This window comes from Dellaglioa sp. CoH-57-MRSF-19 (assembly GCF_056781975.1).
In genome coordinates this window covers 35,502-54,503 of sequence record NZ_JBXAXW010000004.1, presented here as the reverse complement: position 1 = coordinate 54,503, position 19,002 = coordinate 35,502, and the positions used below count along the sequence as shown (strand labels likewise).

14 protein-coding genes are annotated in these 19,002 nt (G+C 29.9%); 10 read left to right on the top strand and 4 right to left on the bottom strand.

Annotation, left to right across the window (positions count from 1 at the left end; translation table 11 throughout):
• Positions 1–6: 6 nt before the first annotated feature.
• The 8 genes from AC1RO3_RS05375 to recD2 all read left to right on the top strand — a co-directional run bounded on the left by AC1RO3_RS05375 (position 7) and on the right by recD2 (position 14,150).
• Positions 7–357: a DUF1831 domain-containing protein gene (locus AC1RO3_RS05375; RefSeq protein WP_481761692.1), complete on the top strand. Its 351-nt coding sequence runs from the start codon at positions 7–9 to the stop codon at positions 355–357.
• Between the two features lie 142 nt (positions 358–499).
• Positions 500–2,371, top strand: a complete 1,872-nt coding sequence (gene dptF / locus AC1RO3_RS05370; RefSeq protein WP_481761693.1) for a DNA phosphorothioation-dependent restriction protein DptF — start codon at positions 500–502, stop codon at positions 2,369–2,371.
• Complete coding sequence (gene dptG / locus AC1RO3_RS05365; protein ID WP_481761694.1) at positions 2,371–3,696, top strand: DNA phosphorothioation-dependent restriction protein DptG; 1,326 nt, start codon at positions 2,371–2,373, stop codon at positions 3,694–3,696. Before dptF ends, dptG begins: the two co-directional genes overlap by 1 nt.
• Positions 3,677–8,977 (top strand): helicase HerA domain-containing protein, encoded by a 5,301-nt coding sequence (locus tag AC1RO3_RS05360; RefSeq protein WP_481761695.1) that lies wholly within the window; start codon positions 3,677–3,679, stop codon positions 8,975–8,977. Before dptG ends, AC1RO3_RS05360 begins: the two co-directional genes overlap by 20 nt.
• Positions 8,978–9,103: 126 nt before the next feature.
• Positions 9,104–10,243, top strand: coding sequence for a tRNA 2-thiouridine(34) synthase MnmA (gene mnmA / locus AC1RO3_RS05355; RefSeq protein WP_409022386.1), 1,140 nt, complete (start codon positions 9,104–9,106; stop codon positions 10,241–10,243).
• 106 nt (positions 10,244–10,349) lie between these two features.
• Complete coding sequence (locus tag AC1RO3_RS05350; RefSeq protein ID WP_481761696.1) at positions 10,350–11,006, top strand: histidine phosphatase family protein; 657 nt, start codon at positions 10,350–10,352, stop codon at positions 11,004–11,006.
• 9 nt (positions 11,007–11,015) lie between these two features.
• Entirely contained in the window at positions 11,016–11,675 is a 660-nt protein-coding gene (locus AC1RO3_RS05345; protein WP_481761697.1) for a tetratricopeptide repeat protein, read from the top strand.
• A gap of 15 nt (positions 11,676–11,690) precedes the next feature.
• The gene (gene recD2, locus AC1RO3_RS05340; protein ID WP_481761698.1) at positions 11,691–14,150 is read left to right on the top strand and encodes an SF1B family DNA helicase RecD2; all 2,460 of its coding nucleotides are present in this window, start codon (positions 11,691–11,693) and stop codon (positions 14,148–14,150) included.
• Between the two features lie 42 nt (positions 14,151–14,192).
• On the opposite strand, the gene AC1RO3_RS05335 is transcribed toward recD2, so the two are convergent.
• The 3 genes from AC1RO3_RS05335 to AC1RO3_RS05325 form a co-directional block, all read right to left on the bottom strand.
• Positions 14,193–15,140 carry a diacylglycerol/lipid kinase family protein gene (locus tag AC1RO3_RS05335; RefSeq protein WP_481761699.1) on the bottom strand — a complete coding sequence of 316 codons (948 nt, stop codon included), beginning with the start codon at positions 15,138–15,140 and terminating at the stop codon, positions 14,193–14,195.
• A 118-nt stretch (positions 15,141–15,258) separates the two neighbouring features.
• Positions 15,259–16,935 carry a ribonuclease J1 gene (gene rnjA / locus AC1RO3_RS05330; protein ID WP_409022391.1) on the bottom strand — a complete coding sequence of 559 codons (1,677 nt, stop codon included), beginning with the start codon at positions 16,933–16,935 and terminating at the stop codon, positions 15,259–15,261.
• On the bottom strand, positions 16,932–17,150 hold the full coding sequence (locus AC1RO3_RS05325; protein WP_409022392.1) for a DNA-directed RNA polymerase subunit epsilon: 219 nt from the start codon (positions 17,148–17,150) through the stop codon (positions 16,932–16,934). The genes rnjA and AC1RO3_RS05325 overlap by 4 nt, the downstream gene beginning before the upstream one ends.
• Before the next feature lie 229 nt (positions 17,151–17,379).
• Between AC1RO3_RS05325 and AC1RO3_RS05320 the strand changes: the two genes are divergently transcribed.
• Positions 17,380–17,859 (top strand): hypothetical protein, encoded by a 480-nt coding sequence (locus AC1RO3_RS05320; protein WP_409022393.1) that lies wholly within the window; start codon positions 17,380–17,382, stop codon positions 17,857–17,859.
• Positions 17,860–17,934: 75 nt separating this feature from the next.
• On the opposite strand, the gene def is transcribed toward AC1RO3_RS05320, so the two are convergent.
• A complete protein-coding gene (def, locus tag AC1RO3_RS05315; protein ID WP_409022787.1) occupies positions 17,935–18,483 on the bottom strand; it encodes a peptide deformylase in 549 nt (182 codons plus the stop codon).
• A gap of 238 nt (positions 18,484–18,721) precedes the next feature.
• Between def and AC1RO3_RS05310 the strand changes: the two genes are divergently transcribed.
• Positions 18,722–19,000 carry a UPF0223 family protein gene (locus AC1RO3_RS05310; protein WP_481761700.1) on the top strand — a complete coding sequence of 93 codons (279 nt, stop codon included), beginning with the start codon at positions 18,722–18,724 and terminating at the stop codon, positions 18,998–19,000.
• Positions 19,001–19,002 lie beyond the last annotated feature (2 nt).

The following is a 19,002-nucleotide window of genomic DNA, read 5'->3' as shown; positions in this document are numbered from 1 at the left end:
TTAATAATGGCATTTGAAAAAAGTATTCAACTTTTAGGAGATACAGTAACTTATGAATTGAGTTCTGATGTAAAAAAATATACGTTAAGAGATTTAGGATTTGCAGAAACTAAAGCAGGTAATTTTCAATTGGAGAGATCTTTAGATCCTAATTCACCTTTCAATAAGGGCATTAAAGTTAAAGTTATCGTTGATAAGTCATTAACTGGATTTAAAATGTCAACGACGACTGCTAATGGACTTAAAGCAGTTAATATATTTCATGGTGAAGATAAAAAAGCTGAAACTGAACAATTTGATTATGTGATTGGTCAATTAATTGATAGGGATGTTTTGAAAAAGGTATTGTCAAAATGACAATACCTTTTTTATTATTATTAATAGTATTTTATAAGGGTATATTAACTATGAAGTATTATAAGGATGTTTTTGTATGTACGTTTTTAGATTGAAAAGGTATAATAAAGCGTATTCACTATATTCAATAGGAGATGAAATAATGGATTTATATTTGATGAAAGCAGAATCATTATATAAAATATTGATTAAAAAATTTGAAGTATCTTTTGAAGGGTCTAAGGTAGAATTCTCGTTAGATGATTTGTATAGTTTGGGATTGAAATTAAGAAGTAAGAAGTTAATTTCAGATATTGATTTTGAAAAACTTAGAATAGTTGCAATTACTCATGACATAAATAAGTTAGAAGAAATACACCAATATTTTGATGTATTTAAGAAAGATAAAAATATAACAGAATCTGCTCTGGCACAGATGTTAAAAAAATTATCATTTGAAGCAAAAGATTCTGTAATTGATGCAAGTGATTTTAGTGCTTTTAATGAATATATGCACGTAGAACGAGAAATACAACATAGGTTAGAGAAGATAATTCTTAATAAAATACAGAGAGAAAAAAGTTCTTTAACTTTTATTGTAGGAAATGTAGGAGATGGAAAATCGCATCTATTATCTTACATGAATAATCAATATTTTGATATTTTTAAAAAAAATAAAGTATATATACATAATGATGCAACGGAAAGCATTAATCCTAATTTATCATCTATTGATTCGTTAATGGATATTCTCACAAAGAATAAGAATGAAATTGAAGGTTATAAACATGTTATTATTGCTATTAATTTAGGGGTAGTTAAGAGATTACTTCATAAAATAAAGTCAGATTCGACATTAAGTGAAATTACAATTGCATTGAGTAATATAGAAAAAAATAATCAGGAAAATATAGAAGATAAAAAAGTATCAGTGATTTCATTTTTTAATAATGCAAACTTTGAAATTGATGAGACGGGTGTGAACAGCTTATATTATGATCAAATTTTTAAAAAAATATGTTTAAAAGAAGAAAATAATCCATTTTATAATGCTTACAGAAATGATTTAGAAAATGGCTATGATAAAGTTGAACATATTAATTATGAGCTGTTCTTAAATAAGAAAGTCCAAGAAGCAATTAAATATTTATTGATAAGAATTCAAGTTTCTAATGGTATAATCATCTCCACTCGAGATGTATTGAACTTTATTCACGATATTATTATACCAGCAAAGGAAATTAAAAGTAATTACACATCATATTTACCTTATTTATTATTTGAAAGCCAAAATAAGTCTGAGATATTAAAAGCTATTTATTTTCTTGATCCATCACGAAATTCAAATAAAAAAATTGATGAATTTAATGTTGAGGTATACAACTATGATGATGAGTATGTTGATAAAATTGAAGATAAAATTGAAGATAATGAAAGAGCAATTCAAAAAGTTATAGAATCTGTTGGTAAATTAGATACGGATAGACATAAAATTCGAGTTAACACATTTCTTAGAGTTCAATTTTTATTAGATTATCAAAATGAGTTATTTGATAATGAAAATTATTTTTCTTTTCTAAGTATTCTTTCAAAAAATGTAAGACAAATTAAAGAGTTGGCAAAATTGATACAAAGCAATGTATTACGGTGGAACGGTCAAACTGTAAAAGGATTCGCGTTTATAAATAATTTGAGTTTAAAAACTAGAGTTGCAGTGCCATTAAGATTAAACTATGTAGATTTTGAAATTAACAAGTTTGAAATTAATATGTGTTTTAAAGATACAAGTAATGAAGCTGAATATTTTGTTAAAATAGATTTTGAAGATTATGTGCTATTGACAAAAATTCATAATGGATATGTTATTTCTAATATTGAACGGTCAGAGGCAATGAATTTTAACAATTTTGTATTTAACATATTACTGAATACTAATAACAATGAAACTGTTATTGTTGGTAATATAAATGATGGATATCTATATAAAATAGAGAATAATGGGATTGATTATGAAGTATCAGAGGTGAAAATATAATGTCTATTGAATTAGAAAATTTAAAAAAACATTTGGAAATGGATAAAGGAAAGATAAAAAATAATCATCATAAATCAGGACAATTATTACCGTTTATGACCCGTGAGCCAGAGAGAGCAAAATTTGAAAATGGATTTGCACCAATTATAGGTAATTTAGCAAGGATTAGCATTAACAAAGGTGAGATATCAAAGGATACTAAATCCTTTGATAAGGATATAAGTGATGATTTTGATTTATCTAAAATAGGTAATAAAGATAAATTTTTAAAATTATTTTCTAATTCGGCACTTGATGAAATTTATATTCCCAAGTTGCTGGCGTATAAAAAGTCGAACGAAAAAAAAAGTTCAAGTGGAGAATTAAAGATTGCAGCATTTTTAAATTATACACTTGAGCTAGAGAAAAATAATATGTGGATTGAATTTATAAATAAAAAAGATGAGCACAATCTTTATGAAAAAATTATTATAGAAAATTTACATGAACTAACTAATAATAATATAAAAAAAGAAAAATTTGTTTCAATTGGTGACCAAAGTATATTCTTAGATTATTTTAATCATGATTTGAACAATTTTATGAAAAATACAACATTTTTTATGAAAAATATTGATACATTTTTTAGCTACTATTATTTTTTCATAATTAGTCAAATAATAATGAATATTGGAACCTTCGATGAGTTTAATAAAAAAAATATTTTTTTTGCACTTGATACGGAAAAAATATCAGGTTCAAGACCAACAAATGATAGAGGTTATGCTCAAGTTAAAGAAAACGCAACTGATTTGTTAGTTAACGTTGATTTATTAGATTATTTAAATTTATTAGTTCCTAGTGAAAAATTTTATAGTTTATTTCAGTTAACAGATATAAATTTTGAATATTCAATAGAACTTAGAAATAATTTAAGTGAATTTTTAAATGAGTTTTTGGAGGATGATATAAGCATGTCATCTGAAAATAATATAAAGGATAATATAAAACTTTTAAAATTAAAATTAACAAAAAATTTATCCGACGAAACTAAATCTAGATTTTCTAAATCTTTTGAAGCAATAGCAGTAAAATATTTTGTAAAAAGACGTGGTAGACTTGGAAATGTTTTAAACATGACTGATGATACTGTATTGGTGATTACAGCGGGTATAGTTGGTTCAGAAAAAATGCTTGTTAAAGATGTTATTACCGAAATGAGTAATAGAGGAATTTCATTAGATAATATTTCTAAAAGAAAATTAGTAGAAACATATGAAAAAATGAATATTCTTGAAAAATTAAGCGATAGCGGGGATGCACAATATGTCAAACCAATATTATAAATTTTTAATCGAACGGTTATTTAAATGGTTTAAAACCCAAAATATTAGTGCTGGTAGCAGGTATTATTTGAATTTAGATCAAAATAATGAAGTTGTTAGATTCTATAATGCATTTGAAATGAATGATATTATTTCTACTGAAGATTTTGTAATTGATCAAAAGGACGTGCAGTTCCATGGTAAAGTGGTAAATATAAATGGTGTTAACATATTATTTGTTGCAGCAACAGATAAAATGAACTCAGATTTTTTAGTAACACTTAGAAATAGGGTTAGTTTACAATCTGACATATGGAGAAATACGGCACTTTTTATCGTGTGTACTGAAATTCTTGACAGTATATCGGGTGGAGCCATGAATGTTAGTCACGGAAATGGGCCTTTTTCTGTTGATAAAATTAAACACGATTTAAAAAGTGAAATAGAAAAGTCCGGGTTATCGGACGCTAACCAAGTAGTATTAGAAGAGTTTAAAAAGAATATAATTTTGGAAGATTCAATGAACTTAACATTATTAGATTTTGCCAGTATTTTTTCAATTTTAGAAAAATCAGAGATTACTCCGGATGACTATAAAAATATGGGTTATTTTTATGATACACAAATACAAACGTATGATGCTGATAATATTAAAAAAAGATTAAGAGAAAATAAGCAAGATTTTCAAAAGATTGGTGGTTGGCAAGAATATAATACTGTTGAAGATAAAATAGTTAACTACACGCAAGCAGATTTAGAATCAATGAGTATGTTGAAAGAAAAGGATATTTGGATGGATGTCGATTTTTCAAAAATAAAAAGAGGAAAAGAAAAATTAAAAGAATTAAGAAAAGATACAATTATTTATCAATCAGATAAAATAAATAAAGTTAATCCTGATTTAATTATATATGACCGAAGTAGAGAAAATGGTGAAAATAAAAATTCTGTTAAGTACAAAAACAGATTTATTTTAATATTTAAAAATAATATTAATCATGAAAATAATCAATTGATAATAAAACTTCCTTTTGATGATTCTGTGAAGGCATCAAGAATTAATAAAAGTAAGAGCCATATAATTGATGGGAAATCTGCTGAATTTACTGCAGATGGTAATAATTTAAAAATTATTGTAAACGACTTCAATGTGATGGATATATATGGAATTAAGACCTCATATGAACATTCAAAGGCACAGAAATATACATTTCAAATAATTTATTTACCATTTTCTCAAGACATATTTAATAATATATTATCGAGTTATCGTGTAAAAATAACTAAATCTAAGATGGAGATTCAGTTAGAATACGAAAAAAATTATATAATTGGTGGTACAGATTTTATTGATGAGGTTGATTATGATCAGATTAAATATAATGTAATTCCTATTTCAGATGAAGTGGGTGTAAATATTAATTTTGAAAATATTGATTCAGATGAAAGTGAGAATGAATTTAAGCTAGTTAATGAAGGCATTGAAATACCATTTTCAATTTTAGATAATAGTCAGAAGCCGGTTCCCAGAAGTGGTTTGTTTATAGAAAAAAATAGGCGTAAGGCTAATGAAAGTTTAATTTTTGATGGGGCTAAAATAATTAATGGTACAGAAAAATATTATGTCTTTAGTGAAAATAAGAAGTTGTTGAATTATGAAGTAGATATTATTAAACAACAAATATTGTATGCAAAAATAGATGATTCAATTGTCACTAGTATTGAAGTTCAGATACCTGAACAAATAAGAATAGACTATATTCTTATTTGTAAGCTATTAAAAGAAAGAAATACTATTTTAAGTTTAAGTTATTTTGATCAAGAATTATTGAAAGCTCTTAATAAATATTGTGATGATTTTGATGAAGTAATTAATCAAATCTCCGAAGAAAGACTTACATTGGAATTAAAAGATTTATATAAAATGGGTACAGTAGAAATCGATGGGGAAATAGCTTATACACCTTTACATCCAGTATTGATTAAATATCAACTAGAGTTATTAAAAAGGACAGAATTTCAATCTATACCTGAAAATTTTATTCGAACGTTAAATCCAAGTGGATTAGTTCCATATATATCAAAAAATGGGGGACTATTAAAATCAAATTTTGATGATAGTTCGCCTAGATGGTTATTCTTTAATGAATTTAAAAAATCAAAAATATCAGCGATTTCTAGAAATATTATTACTTCTAGAATGTTAGATTTTTATAAGCATTTTCATTATCTTTTTGAAGTAAGTTCTGATTATGCATTAAATGCTTCAATGCATAATATTAACGATGATAAAACAATATTAAAGAGTACGATTGATTTTATGTTAAAACAGCTTCAAAATACTAAACAAGGGTTTAAATTAGAAAATATGCATCCTGTTAATTTATATATAAATAACGATAAAAAAATTCTTAATCCAATATATGACCAATTTAATCAAATTATAACGGCAGCTGATTTTGAAAATTTATTTTCTGAAAAATTTATGGGAGATAAAATTAATGATTATGCTAATGAAGACGTAATTAAAGTATTAAAATCGCGGATTAATATTTATCATAATTTTGTTAGACAACCATATAGTCATGTTTCATTTTATAAGATGGATGTCGAGAGTAATGCCAATAGTTTTAAATCAGATAAGCTGGAAATGAATTATACTTTAGGCGGTCTAATAAGTGGTAAAAAATATAGTCTTGATAAAAAAATGTTTATACAAGGATTCGGTGTAAATATGGATTCAAAATATTTACATCGGCCATTGATCAAATTTATGTATGATTGGAATGCATTTAGTGTAGCCAACAATGCGGAAACAAATGTTTATCAAGCAGGAATTACGAATGTAAATAACATTCCAAGTTTTGAAAGTGAAGATGGTCATTTTGATGATATATTAACGAATATTATGGAAAATAGTAATTGGGTAACGTTATTGGATCCAGATATCAGTTTGGATTATTTTTCGGAACGTAATGATTTATATATTATTCATTATACAGATCAAAGTAACACTTCAAATTATGAGTCAATAACTTTTACAAACCAAATTGAACAATATAGTTTAATTATCAATGATAAGATAGAAAGATATGACAAAACTATAATTAAAAATAAAGAAACAAGTTTAAATATTATTAAATCATTTAACATTATTAATGGAGAATGGCTTCTAAAAATTATCGGAGATAAAACGAATCACAATATAGTGAGGGAAAAGTTAAGTATTATTTCGGCGTATAAAGAATTAATGGGTATTTTAGAAACTGAGAATATTATTTGGGTGCCCATATCGCTAGAAGAGATATTAAGAGTTTCTGGAATGGTTGGCATGAGCCAAAAAGAAGGATTATTTACAGCAAAAAATCTAGGAATGACAGGAGCTACAAGTGATGATCTGTTATTCATGGGTGTTGAAGTAGGAGAAAATTTAAAAATTCATTTGTTTCCTGTCGAAGTTAAAGTTGGACAGAACCATTCGGATGTTATATCTAAGGCAACGTTGCAGGCGGTTAATACGGCAGAAACAATAAATGAGGCGCTGAGGGATGAAAATAAATTTAAATCCGAATATTACCGTAATTTTTTTATGACAATATATTTAGCTAATCTAAAAAAAATGTTTAATAACAAGTTAATAAATGCAGAACTATATAAAAAAATTCAAGATAATGATGATAAGTTATTGAATAATGATTTTATAATTTCAAATGAATTAAACGAATATTATGGCAAGGCTTTCATTGTTTCATTTGGTGATAGAAATGATAGTCGGAGAATTCTTAGAAAGGAATTAGGCGGTAAGAATATAACTGAAATTAAACTTCCTGAGGGTGACGCATACATTTATGCAAGTAAGGGATTAAATGAAATCATCTCAGAAATTAAAAGTGGAAAATTGGGATTTCCGGAAGAAAGCCTTTTAAAAAATATTTTGCATGATGATAGTTATCAAGAAACTATCGATACTGATAAAGGAAAAAATATTATTATAAACAAAGAATTAGATACAGAGTCAGCTTATGAATATTGTGAAAATAAGGATAAAAAAAATTTTGAAGATAACAACGAAATTAAATCTATAAATAGTATAAATGAAAGTCAAAGTCAATATTCGAATATAAATGAACTTTCTGATTTTGAAATAGAATATCCTGAAAATACATTTTCTGAAAAAACTAGAATTAAATTAGGCGTTAAAAAAGGTAGTGTTGATGAAGCTTATTGGGAGTATGGAAATCCAGGGCTTTCAAATAGGCACATGATTATTACGGGTAAGTCTGGGCAGGGGAAGACTTACTTTGTTCAAACATTACTGTATGAGTTGGCTAATAAAAATATTAATAGTTTGGTAGTTGATTATACTGATGGATTTTTGGAAAATCAATTGGATAAAAATTTTGTTAGCAAAATGAGACATGATAATAAAATTCAATTTCACTTAGTTAAAGCGGGGGATAAATTACCTATAAATCCATTTAATCTTCAAGAAATAGATTATGGTGGTGGAACCTTTATTACTGAAGATGTAAATGATATGGCAGACCGAGTATCTCAAATGTTAGATAACGTTTTTGAGTTAGGCACTCAGCAAAGGTATTCATTGAAAACTGCAATAAGTGATGGTTATGCAAGAAACGGTAAATCATTTACCTTTTTACATTTAAAAAATATATTAAGTGACGAAGATGAATTCAAGGATGGGTTAAAAATAGTAGGTAGACTAGATATGTTATTGAGTTCAAATCCTTTCACTTATACTAAAGATTCCAAAAACTGGGAGTCATATTTAAATAAAGATGGAACTATTCATATTTTTCAATTAAAAGGATTTCAACATGATATACAAAAAGTTATTACTGAATTTGTACTTTGGGATTTGTTTAATTATCTTCAAAGTATTGGAAATACAGAAGAAAATCCAATTCCAGTGGTACTTGATGAAATACAAAATTTAAATTTTAAAGATAACTCTCCAACTGTTAAAATTTTAAAAGAAGGAAGAAAATTCGGTTGGTCAGGAATTTTTGCAACTCAATCTATATCAGCTATTAAGGGTGATATCAGTAGTGTCTATAATGCATCTGAGCAAGTTAATTTTTTACCATTGGAAGACCAAGTTAAACTTATTGCGAACACGCTATCTTTAGATAAAGACAGTAATCAACAATATCAATATCTTTTATCTAATTTACAAAAAGGCGAAAGTATTATTAAAGGGCCTATGCTTAATGGTACCAATCAAGTGGTATCACGAATAGAATCTATTAAAATAAGTGGATTTGATGATCGTATAAACTAAGTAAAGTAAATTATGACACACTAGGGTTGTATTAGTATATATTATTGGTATAATAGTACTTACTGAAATAGTGCGACCTTCAAATCGTAGATTTTTTCAGAATCTAATTGAAATGATGGTGATAGTATGCCAGATAATAGTAAAACTCGTGTCGTTGTTGGGATGAGTGGTGGCGTCGATTCATCAGTTGTTGCTTATTTATTAAAGCAACAAGGTTATGATGTAGTTGGTGTCTTCATGAAAAACTGGGACGATACGGACGAAATGGGTGTTTGTACTGCAACAGAAGATTACAAAGATGTTGCTAAAGTAGCAAACAAAATTGGAATTCCTTATTATTCCGTTAATTTTGAAAAAGAATATTGGGATCGCGTATTCACATATTTCTTGGATGAATATAAAAAGGGTCGGACACCAAATCCAGATGTGATGTGTAATAAAGAAATTAAGTTTAAAGCATTTTTCGATTATGCTATGGAACTTGATGCTGATTACATCGCAATGGGACATTATGCACAAGTTGAGCAAGATGCTGACGGTATTATGCATATGTTACGTGGGGATGATAGTAACAAAGATCAGACTTATTTCTTGAGTCAATTATCACAAAAACAAATTCAAAAAGTTATGTTCCCAATTGGAAACATTGAAAAACCAGAAGTTAGAAGAATTGCTGAAGAAGCTGGACTTTCAACTGCTAAGAAAAAAGATTCAACAGGTATTTGTTTTATCGGCGAAAGAAACTTTACAAAGTTCCTTGGTGAATATTTACCAGCACAAACGGGTAATATGATGACTGTTGACGGTGTAAAAATGGGCGAGCATTATGGTCTTATGAATTATACAATTGGTCAACGTAAAGGTCTTGGTATTGGTGGTACGGGTGAAGGTAACGATCCTTGGTTCGTTGTAGGTAAAGATTTAGCAACAAATACATTGATTGTTGGACAAGGTTACCATAATGATTTACTTTATGCCGATTATCTTGAAGCATCAGAGTTAAGTTTTATGGCACCAATCGATCGCTTTGGCAATGATTTCCATATCACTGCTAAGTTTAGATACCGTCAAACTGATGTTGGTGTGACGGTTCATTTAAATGATGACCGTACAGAAGCTACAGTTGAATTTGATGCACCAGTACGTGCTATTACACCTGGACAGGCTGTTGTCTTTTACGATGGCGCAGAATGCTTAGGTAGTGGTATCATTGACGCTGCATTTAAAAAGTCAACTGAGGGATCAAAACAATTACAATATGTTTAAATTGAATTTATAATAGTTAAGGCACAAACAAATATTTTGTTTGTGCCTTTTTATATTTGTGGCATAATATAATAGAGATGAAAAAACGAAGGGGTCTTATTGACTGATGACTAATATATATTTTATTCGACATGGCAAAACAGAATGGAATCTTGAGGGACGATACCAAGGTGCGAATGGAGATTCACCCTTACTTGAACAAAGTTACATAGAAATACAACAATTAATCAAAGCACTTAAATCAATAAAATTTGATGCTATTTATTCAAGTCCTATTAAGCGTGCAAAGGACACAGCAAATTTAATTAATACAGGCCTAAACCAAAATTTGGATGTTATTTTGAATGATAACTTAGAAGAATTTCATTTAGGGAAAATGGAAGGCATGAAGTTTACAGATGTGGCTGTTCAGTATCCTGAGGAACTCGATGCCTTCCGTAATCATCCCGATAAATATGATCCTAAAAATATTAATGGCGAAACATTTCAAGCTTTATTAAAGCGGATGGTTCCAACAATTAAAAAAATTGTTGACCAAAATAAAATAGATGCAAATATTATCATTGTTAGTCATGGTGCGGCGCTTGGTGCCTTGATTCACGATTTATTAGGAGTACCGCTGAAAGACTTCCGTAAACAAGGTGGCTTATCGAATACTAGTACGACTATTTTGGAAACACAAAATGGAACCGAATTTAAATTAGTTAAATGGAATGATACTAGTTATTTGGATAGAATACGCGATGAAAGTGATGTCGTTTAAGGAGTAATAATGGGTAAGAGAGAAGAAAAAGAAGCAGAATCAAAACATATTATTCATCAATTAGTTGAAAAGGTTGAAAAAGAACCTAATAATCAAACGGCTTATTATGAATTAGGTAGTTATTTAACAAAAGTAAAAGACTACCCTCAGGCGGAAGAACTGTATAAAAAAGCTATTGGATATTTTGATGAGAAAAATGAACAAGTTGATTTATTACAATATGGTCTTGGTAACGTGTTTTACGAGGCAGAACTGTATTCTGAAGCAATTCAATCATTTCAAAAAGTAACTAATCAAAAGTTGAAAGAAACAGCTTTTTTAATGTTAGCACAATCATATATGGCTCAAGAGCTGTATCAACAAGCATTAGTATTTGCGATTACGGCTCAAGAAATAAATCCTAAAAATATGGACGCCAACGAATTAATTGGCGATATTTTCTTAGCATTGGGTCAGTTTGAAAATGCTGGTAAATATTATGACTTAGTTCTTAAAATAGATGAAAATAATGCAAAGGCTAATTTTCAACGAGGCTTAGCTAATATGGTTTTAGGAATTGAATTCAATACTTATTTTGATCGTTCAAAAATAGCCAATCAGGCCTATTTTGAGGCACAAAAACAAAGATTAAGTGAAATAGAATCGTTTATAAAATTACGTGATAAATAAAGAGGATGTGAAATAATGGTTGTTCAGAAACTAAATTTATTTAATGATGATCCTCAAAGTGATGAAACACAAGCTTACTTGGTTGGTAAGGTTGCAACCATATTTTTTCAAAGCCAAGATAGTTTTTATAAAGTGATTCTAATTCACAGTATTGAAAGTAATTTGGAATGGCCTGAAGATGAGGTTGTTGTTACTGGTAATTTTGCTGACATTAAAGAGGAATCTACGTACCGCTTCTATGGTCAACAAGTTGAGCATCCCAAATATGGGAAACAATTTCAAACGAGTAATTATCAAAATGAAACACCTACTTCAAAAATGGGGCTTATTACCTATCTATCTGGCTCAGAATTTAAAGGGATTGGGAAAAAGACTGCGGAATCAATTGTTGAAAAGTTAGGAACGAAAACAATTGATAAAATATTAGCAGATGATACTGTACTTGATTCATTAGAATTATCAAACAAGCAGAAAACAACAATATTAGAGACTGTTCGAGTAAATAATGGGATGGAACAAATTATTATTGGATTAAATGGTTTTGGATTTGGTAGTCAATTAGCCGCAACTATTTATCAAACTTATAAAGAAAAAACCCTTGAAATTATTCAAGAAAATCCATATCAACTAGTAAATGATATTGAAAATATTGGCTTTAAAAAGGCAGATCAAATTGCTGGAGAATTAGGATTTGCAGCTGATTCTTCAGGTCGAATACAAGCAGGTATTTTGCAAAGTATCAATGATTTATGTCAACAAGATGGCGATACCTATGCGACTGCAGAGCCGTTGTTGGAAGCATCTTTACGATTATTAGAGAGTAGTCGAAGAGTCAGAATAAACCCTGAGGCAATCTCAAAAGAACTCATTAATTTAGCTAAATCAGGACTCGTTGTCGGTGATGAACAGCGTATTTATTTAAAAAATCTGTATCATGCAGAATACCAAATTGCTGAACATTTAAAAAGATTACTTTCATCGGGGCAAGAAAAAGGTAAGTTAGCAGAAAAAGATATTGATAAAGCAATTCGTAAGATTGAAAAAAAACTTGATATGAATTATGGTGAGTCACAGATTAATGCCATTAGGGCGGCTATGAATTCACAGATATTTTTATTAACAGGTGGCCCAGGAACGGGTAAAACAACCGTTATTAATGGTATCGTGGAGTTATTTGCGGAATTAAATGACTTTTCGCTCGATCTTAGTAGTTATGGAGAAGGACAAACATTTCCTATTCTTTTAGCTGCACCTACTGGGCGAGCAGCAAAAAGAATGACTGAAACGACTGGATTACCTGCCAGTACAATCCATAGACTCTTAGGACTAACTGGAAGAGAATCGAATAATGATGTTGAAACGAAAGATTTAGAAGGTGGCTTATTAATTATCGATGAAATGTCGATGGTTGATACGTATTTATTGAATACATTAATGAATGCAATACCTACAGATATGAAAGTCATTTTTGTAGGTGATAAAGATCAATTGCCTTCTGTTGGTCCTGGGCAAACATTTTATGATTTATTGAAAAGTGACTATCTTGAGCGAAAAGAATTAACGGATATCTATCGTCAAGGTGATGGGTCATCAATAATTTCACTCGCACATTCAATAAAAAAAGGTGAATTACCTGCTGATTTTACACAGAATCAAAAGGATCGTTCATTTTTCGCGAGTCGTGAATTTCAAGTTGAATCAATTATTAAACAGGTTGTTGAACGAGCTAAGAATAAAGGGTTCACTTCAAGTGATATTCAAGTTCTGGCACCAATGTATCGAGGTGCGGCGGGAATTAATCGTTTAAATGAAATGTTACAAAATATTATGAATCCACTTGAAAATAGTAGACAAAAAGAAGTACTTTTTAGAGATCAAAAATTTAGAATTGGTGACAAGGTGTTACATCTTGTTAATAGTCCTGAAAATAATGTTTTTAATGGAGATATAGGTAAGATTGTAGGAATTACATTGGCCAAAGATAGCGAAGATAAGGTAGACGAACTAGTTATTGCTTTTGATCAAACAGAAGTGACTTACAGGCGAAATGAATGGCAAAAAATAACTTTGGCATATTGCACATCTATTCATAAGTCTCAAGGTAGTGAGTTTAAAATGGTTATTTTGCCAATGGTTTCGCAGTATAAGCGAATGCTTAAACGTAATTTACTGTATACCGCAATTACCCGTGCTAGCCAGTTATTGATTTTGCTTGGCGAAGAAAAATCATTTGAAGAATGTGTTGAGAATGAATCAGCCAATAGAAAAACAACGTTATTATTACGAATTGAACAGATTTTTGATGGTGATATTAAAAAAGTTGATGATTCGATTAAAGAGAGCCAACTAGCTAAAAAATCTATTAAAATAGCTCCGCCTGTTCCAACTTTAATTGAAAAATTTATTTTAACTAACGACAATATTATGGATGGTTCAATTGATCCAATGATTGGAATGGAGAATAGCCGACCATAGAAAAAGCCTATATATCTCAATTAAATGAGATATATAGGCTTTTTAGTTAATCCAAAATGGGTATGATAAGACGCTATACTCAATTTCAAAGAAACGGGTTCCTAGGTCTTCACCATCCATTTGACCGTACTCTAAAGAGTCAACGGAAAGTTTAATTTTATCTGATGTAAAATGGTGAACACCTTTTTGGTTAATATGTTTACCAGATTTCAGTAAAATGGCTAGATAGATTAATTTTAGTGCACTAGGTTTTTCAATGATAATTAAGTCTAAATTATTTTTTGTCGGATCTGCCATTGGTAAAATTGGAACACCGCCACCAAAGTAGGGATGATTTGATGTTGTTACAAGAAAGGCATTTTGATAAAATTCTTGATGGCCATTCACCCGGACAGTTATGGGAAATGCAGCTTGTCTTGATAAAGTTCCTAATAGGGCGCTTAAGTAAGTAAGCGATCCTAGATGAAGTTTATTCAATAGTTTCTTTGAACTTGATTGATTTGCGATACTTACTATTTGCGCATCGAAACCTACGCCAACATTATTTATAAAGTATTTTTTTTCATGCCGTGATAATTCGTGCATGACACCTAAGTTTAATAGTTTAGGTGAAGTTGTGTTTAATACTTGTTCAAGAGCTACAAGTGGAGATTTGGGGATACCGACACCTCGAGCAAAATCATTTCCTGATCCTGCAGGAATATAGGCAATTGGGATATCAAATGTGTTCGCATTTTTAACACCATTGATACATTCATTTAAAGTACCGTCGCCGCCAATAACTAGTATAATTTGATTATTGTCTGTTTCGATGGGGTGATAATGTCTGGCGTAATTTTCCGTTAGAAGGGAAGCATGACCAATATAGTCTGTCAGATGGGCCTTAAAATAGACATTTTGAGAAATTAATTTTTTTTCAATAGATTGCCAAATTTGTTTAGCACGACCACTTCCAGCAGACTCATTAACGATAATGAAATATTGATTCATGAACTTCCCTCCTTAATTAATACTAATAATTATAACTAAAATTTAAAAGGATTTAAAGATAAATTTTGATTATATAAAAATAGCTCAATATTCTAATTAGAATATTGAGCTATTTTTGTTAAACGATAACTAACATTGGTAAAATCATTGGTTTACGTTCAGTTTGTTCATATAAGAATTTTTGTAAGTCATCAACGATTGCATCATTAATCATGGCTTCTGTAATTTTATCATTTTTTAATAAGCGACTCATGACACGGAATAAGCGACGACGACCTTGATTAATTAATTCTCCTGATTCGCGCATATAGACAAATCCACGAGATAATAAATCTGGTCCTGCTTGAATTTCATGTTTTTTCATGTCAATCGTTGCAACGACAACAACAAGGCCTTCTTCAGAAAGGACTTGTCGATCATTTAGGACAGCGCTACCGATATCACCAATTCCTGAACCATCGACATAAATATCATCAGCTTCAAAATGACCAGCAATTCGAGCAGAATCACTAGTTAGAGCTAAGACATCACCATTTTCCATAATAAAGCTATTCTCTCTTGGAACGCCAATTTGTTCAGCTAATCCAGTATGAATTTTAAGCATTCTATATTCACCATGGACAGGGACGAAATACTTAGGTTTCATCAAACTGAGCATTAATTTTTGTTCTTCTTGGCCACCATGACCAGAAGTATGAATATTATTTACTTTACCATGGACAACAGTTGCTCCAGCTTCTGAAAGTTCATTAATAACGTGGTTTACACTGATTGTGTTACCAGGAATTGGAGAACTTGAGAAAACAACAGTATCACCAGGTTGAATAGAAACCTGACGATGAGTCCCATTAGCGATACGGCTAAGAGCTGCCATTGGTTCACCTTGTGATCCCGTACATAAAATTAAAATTTCATTTGCGGGTAATGAATTAATATCACGTGCATCAATTAAGGCATCATCTGGAATATTTAAGTATCCTAATTCACGTCCGTTAACAATTGCTGCCTCCATACTACGTCCAAAGACAGCGATTTTACGGCCTTTGGCAACAGCAGCTTCAGCAGCTTGTTGTACTCGGGAAATATTTGAAGCAAAAGTAGCAAAGATAATGCGGCCTTCACCTTTTTCAAAAATTCGTCGAATTGATTTACCAACGAATCTTTCTGATTTTGTAAAATTAGGAATTTCTGCATTTGTACTATCAGATAGTAGACAAAGTACACCATCAGCACCAAGTTGAGCCATTCTTTGAAGGTTGGGCGGCTGATTAGTAACAGGTGTTAGATCAAATTTGTAGTCCCCAGTGACTACAATGTTACCAGATGGCGTTTTGATTGCGACACCTAAAGTATCAGGAATTGAATGAGTTGTTCTAAAGAACGACACACTCGTTTTTCTGAATTTAAGAACAGTATCTTCTTCAATTTCATGCATTTCTGTTGTGGCAAGTAACCCGTGTTCTTCTAATTTTCCTTTGATTAATGCTGAAGCCAATGGTCCAGCATAAATTGGGACATTAATTTGTTTTAATAAATAGGGAATACCACCAATATGATCTTCATGACCATGGGTGATAACTAATGCTTTAATTTTTTGTTGATTGGCAACTAAGTATTGAAAATCAGGAATAACGTAATCAATTCCTAATAACTCATCTTCCGGAAACTTGATTCCTGCATCGACGACGATAATTTCATCTTGAAACTGGATGCCGTACATATTTTTACCAATTTCACCTAATCCGCCGACTGCAAAAACACCAGTCTCGTTATTTTTAACATTTATCTTTTTCATTCAGAAAACTCCGTCATTTTAAATGTAGGGTTTTCCTTTTCATATGCTAAAGCTTTATCTGATAATGTTTCAATGAATTCAATGTTATGTGTTGTTTGGTGACCAACAATACTTTGAGCTTCAATTTCAGAACTTGCTTCAAGGAAAAGTGATTTTGTTTCTTCTCTTTGTGGATTTCTATCTTGTGTTTCTTGATAATAAACTTTAAAAATCATTTGTAAAACTCCTTTAAATTAAATTGATATCATTTTGGTTAAAATGATTTGAAATGGAAATTAGAAACCGAACTGGGGGTTGTCTGCACAACATATAATTTATATTTTATCATATATTATTATTTAAGTATAGAATAGACCGATTTGAATAGACTTATAAAGGATAAAATTTAACAGACATGTTATAATTATGAAAAGTTATCGTATAAGGAAGAGTGGTGTTTTATAAATGTGGTTGGTAGTTAAAATAGTGACTGTAGTGGTTTTAATGATCATCATAATTTTAAATTATAACCGTCTGAAAAGAAATAGACAGATTACTATTCTTAAAAATAAAAGCAAACTTATTACAGATAATGCGGTTGAATTTGCTTTAAATAGACTACATGGTAATGAATATGGTATTAATTCTGAAATACTAAGGGTTACAGAAATTGTTTCAAAGGTTTGGGGTAAGAGGGTCATGGTATTTGAGTATCAATTTCAGATGAAGTCTCCTTCAGAAGAGAATATCGGGAAAATAAGAAACATTTTTTTCAATTTATTTGAAGAATTTGAAATGATGAACCTGGTTAAAAAAAGTGTCGAAGCAAAATCGGCATTTGAAGTAACAGATCTTTGGTATTTAGACGGTATTTTACATTTAGAGGTAGCACATTTGGTTAATGTTGAGACAATTATGTATACTAAAGATTTAAAAAAGGTATAGTTCAAACAGTATGTTTAAAGTGAAATAAAAAGAGTTTCTTCAATAAATTAATTATTGGAGAAACTCTTTAGTTATTTATTCAAGCATAATAGCATCGTTCGGTATAGCAAATGGTTTGTCAGTATTAATATGATCAAAGAATAATATACCATTTAAATGATCAATTTCATGTTGGACTACAATTGCTTCATAATTTTTCAAGCGGATTTTATGTTGTGTACCTTCGATATCAAAGTAACGAAGTGTAATCCGATCAGCTCTTGGCACATATCCAGGGACATCTCTATCAACTGATAAGCAACCTTCACCTTCTGAAAGTGCAGCAACTTGAACTGACTGACTTAAAATAGTAGGATTAATTAACACTTGTTTAAGTGTGGGCTCTTCACCTTCTGGGCCAGGGATTAAGACAGCAGTCATTCGTTTAGAAATTGCTAATTGCGGAGCTGCTAAGCCAACACCTGCGCGTAGATGATATTTTTCAGCTATTTCTTCATTTTGACTATTCTCTAAAAATTCCATTAAATCATGTGCGAGTTGTTTATCATCATCTGAAAGCGGAAAAGTCATTTCGCTTGAACGATTTCGTAAAATTGGATTACCTTCACGAATGATATTTTTCATTGTTATTTTAATCAAAATAGTACCTCCAAATTAATATTCTACGGTACATTGTAGCATAAAATAATCATATCTGTAGGCCATTTGAAAATTAATAGTTATGTTTCATTTCTTTTAGTTTTTAATGGATTGCTGTAAAATGAAACATAGTAATTACTTTCAAGTATATTGAAAGTATTAGTTGAAAATTAATTCAATAATTAAATAAAGTAAAAATAAAGGGAGTTTAACACACTAAATTATGAATAATAAAATTGATTACCCATTAGAAGCACATTGGACTACTGAAGAAATTATCTCTGTCAGTGAATTCTATAAAGCAATAGAATTAGCAAATTCTACAGGTATTGATCGAGAAGAATTGCTTTATAATTATCGTGAGTTTAAAAAAATTGTTCCTTCCAAAATGGAGGAAAAACAAATAGGCAGATCGTACGAAGATGAATCAGGTTTTAGTATTTATCGTACAATGAAATTTGCAAGAGAGAGTACAAGGGACGTTATTAAAATTAACCAATAGGG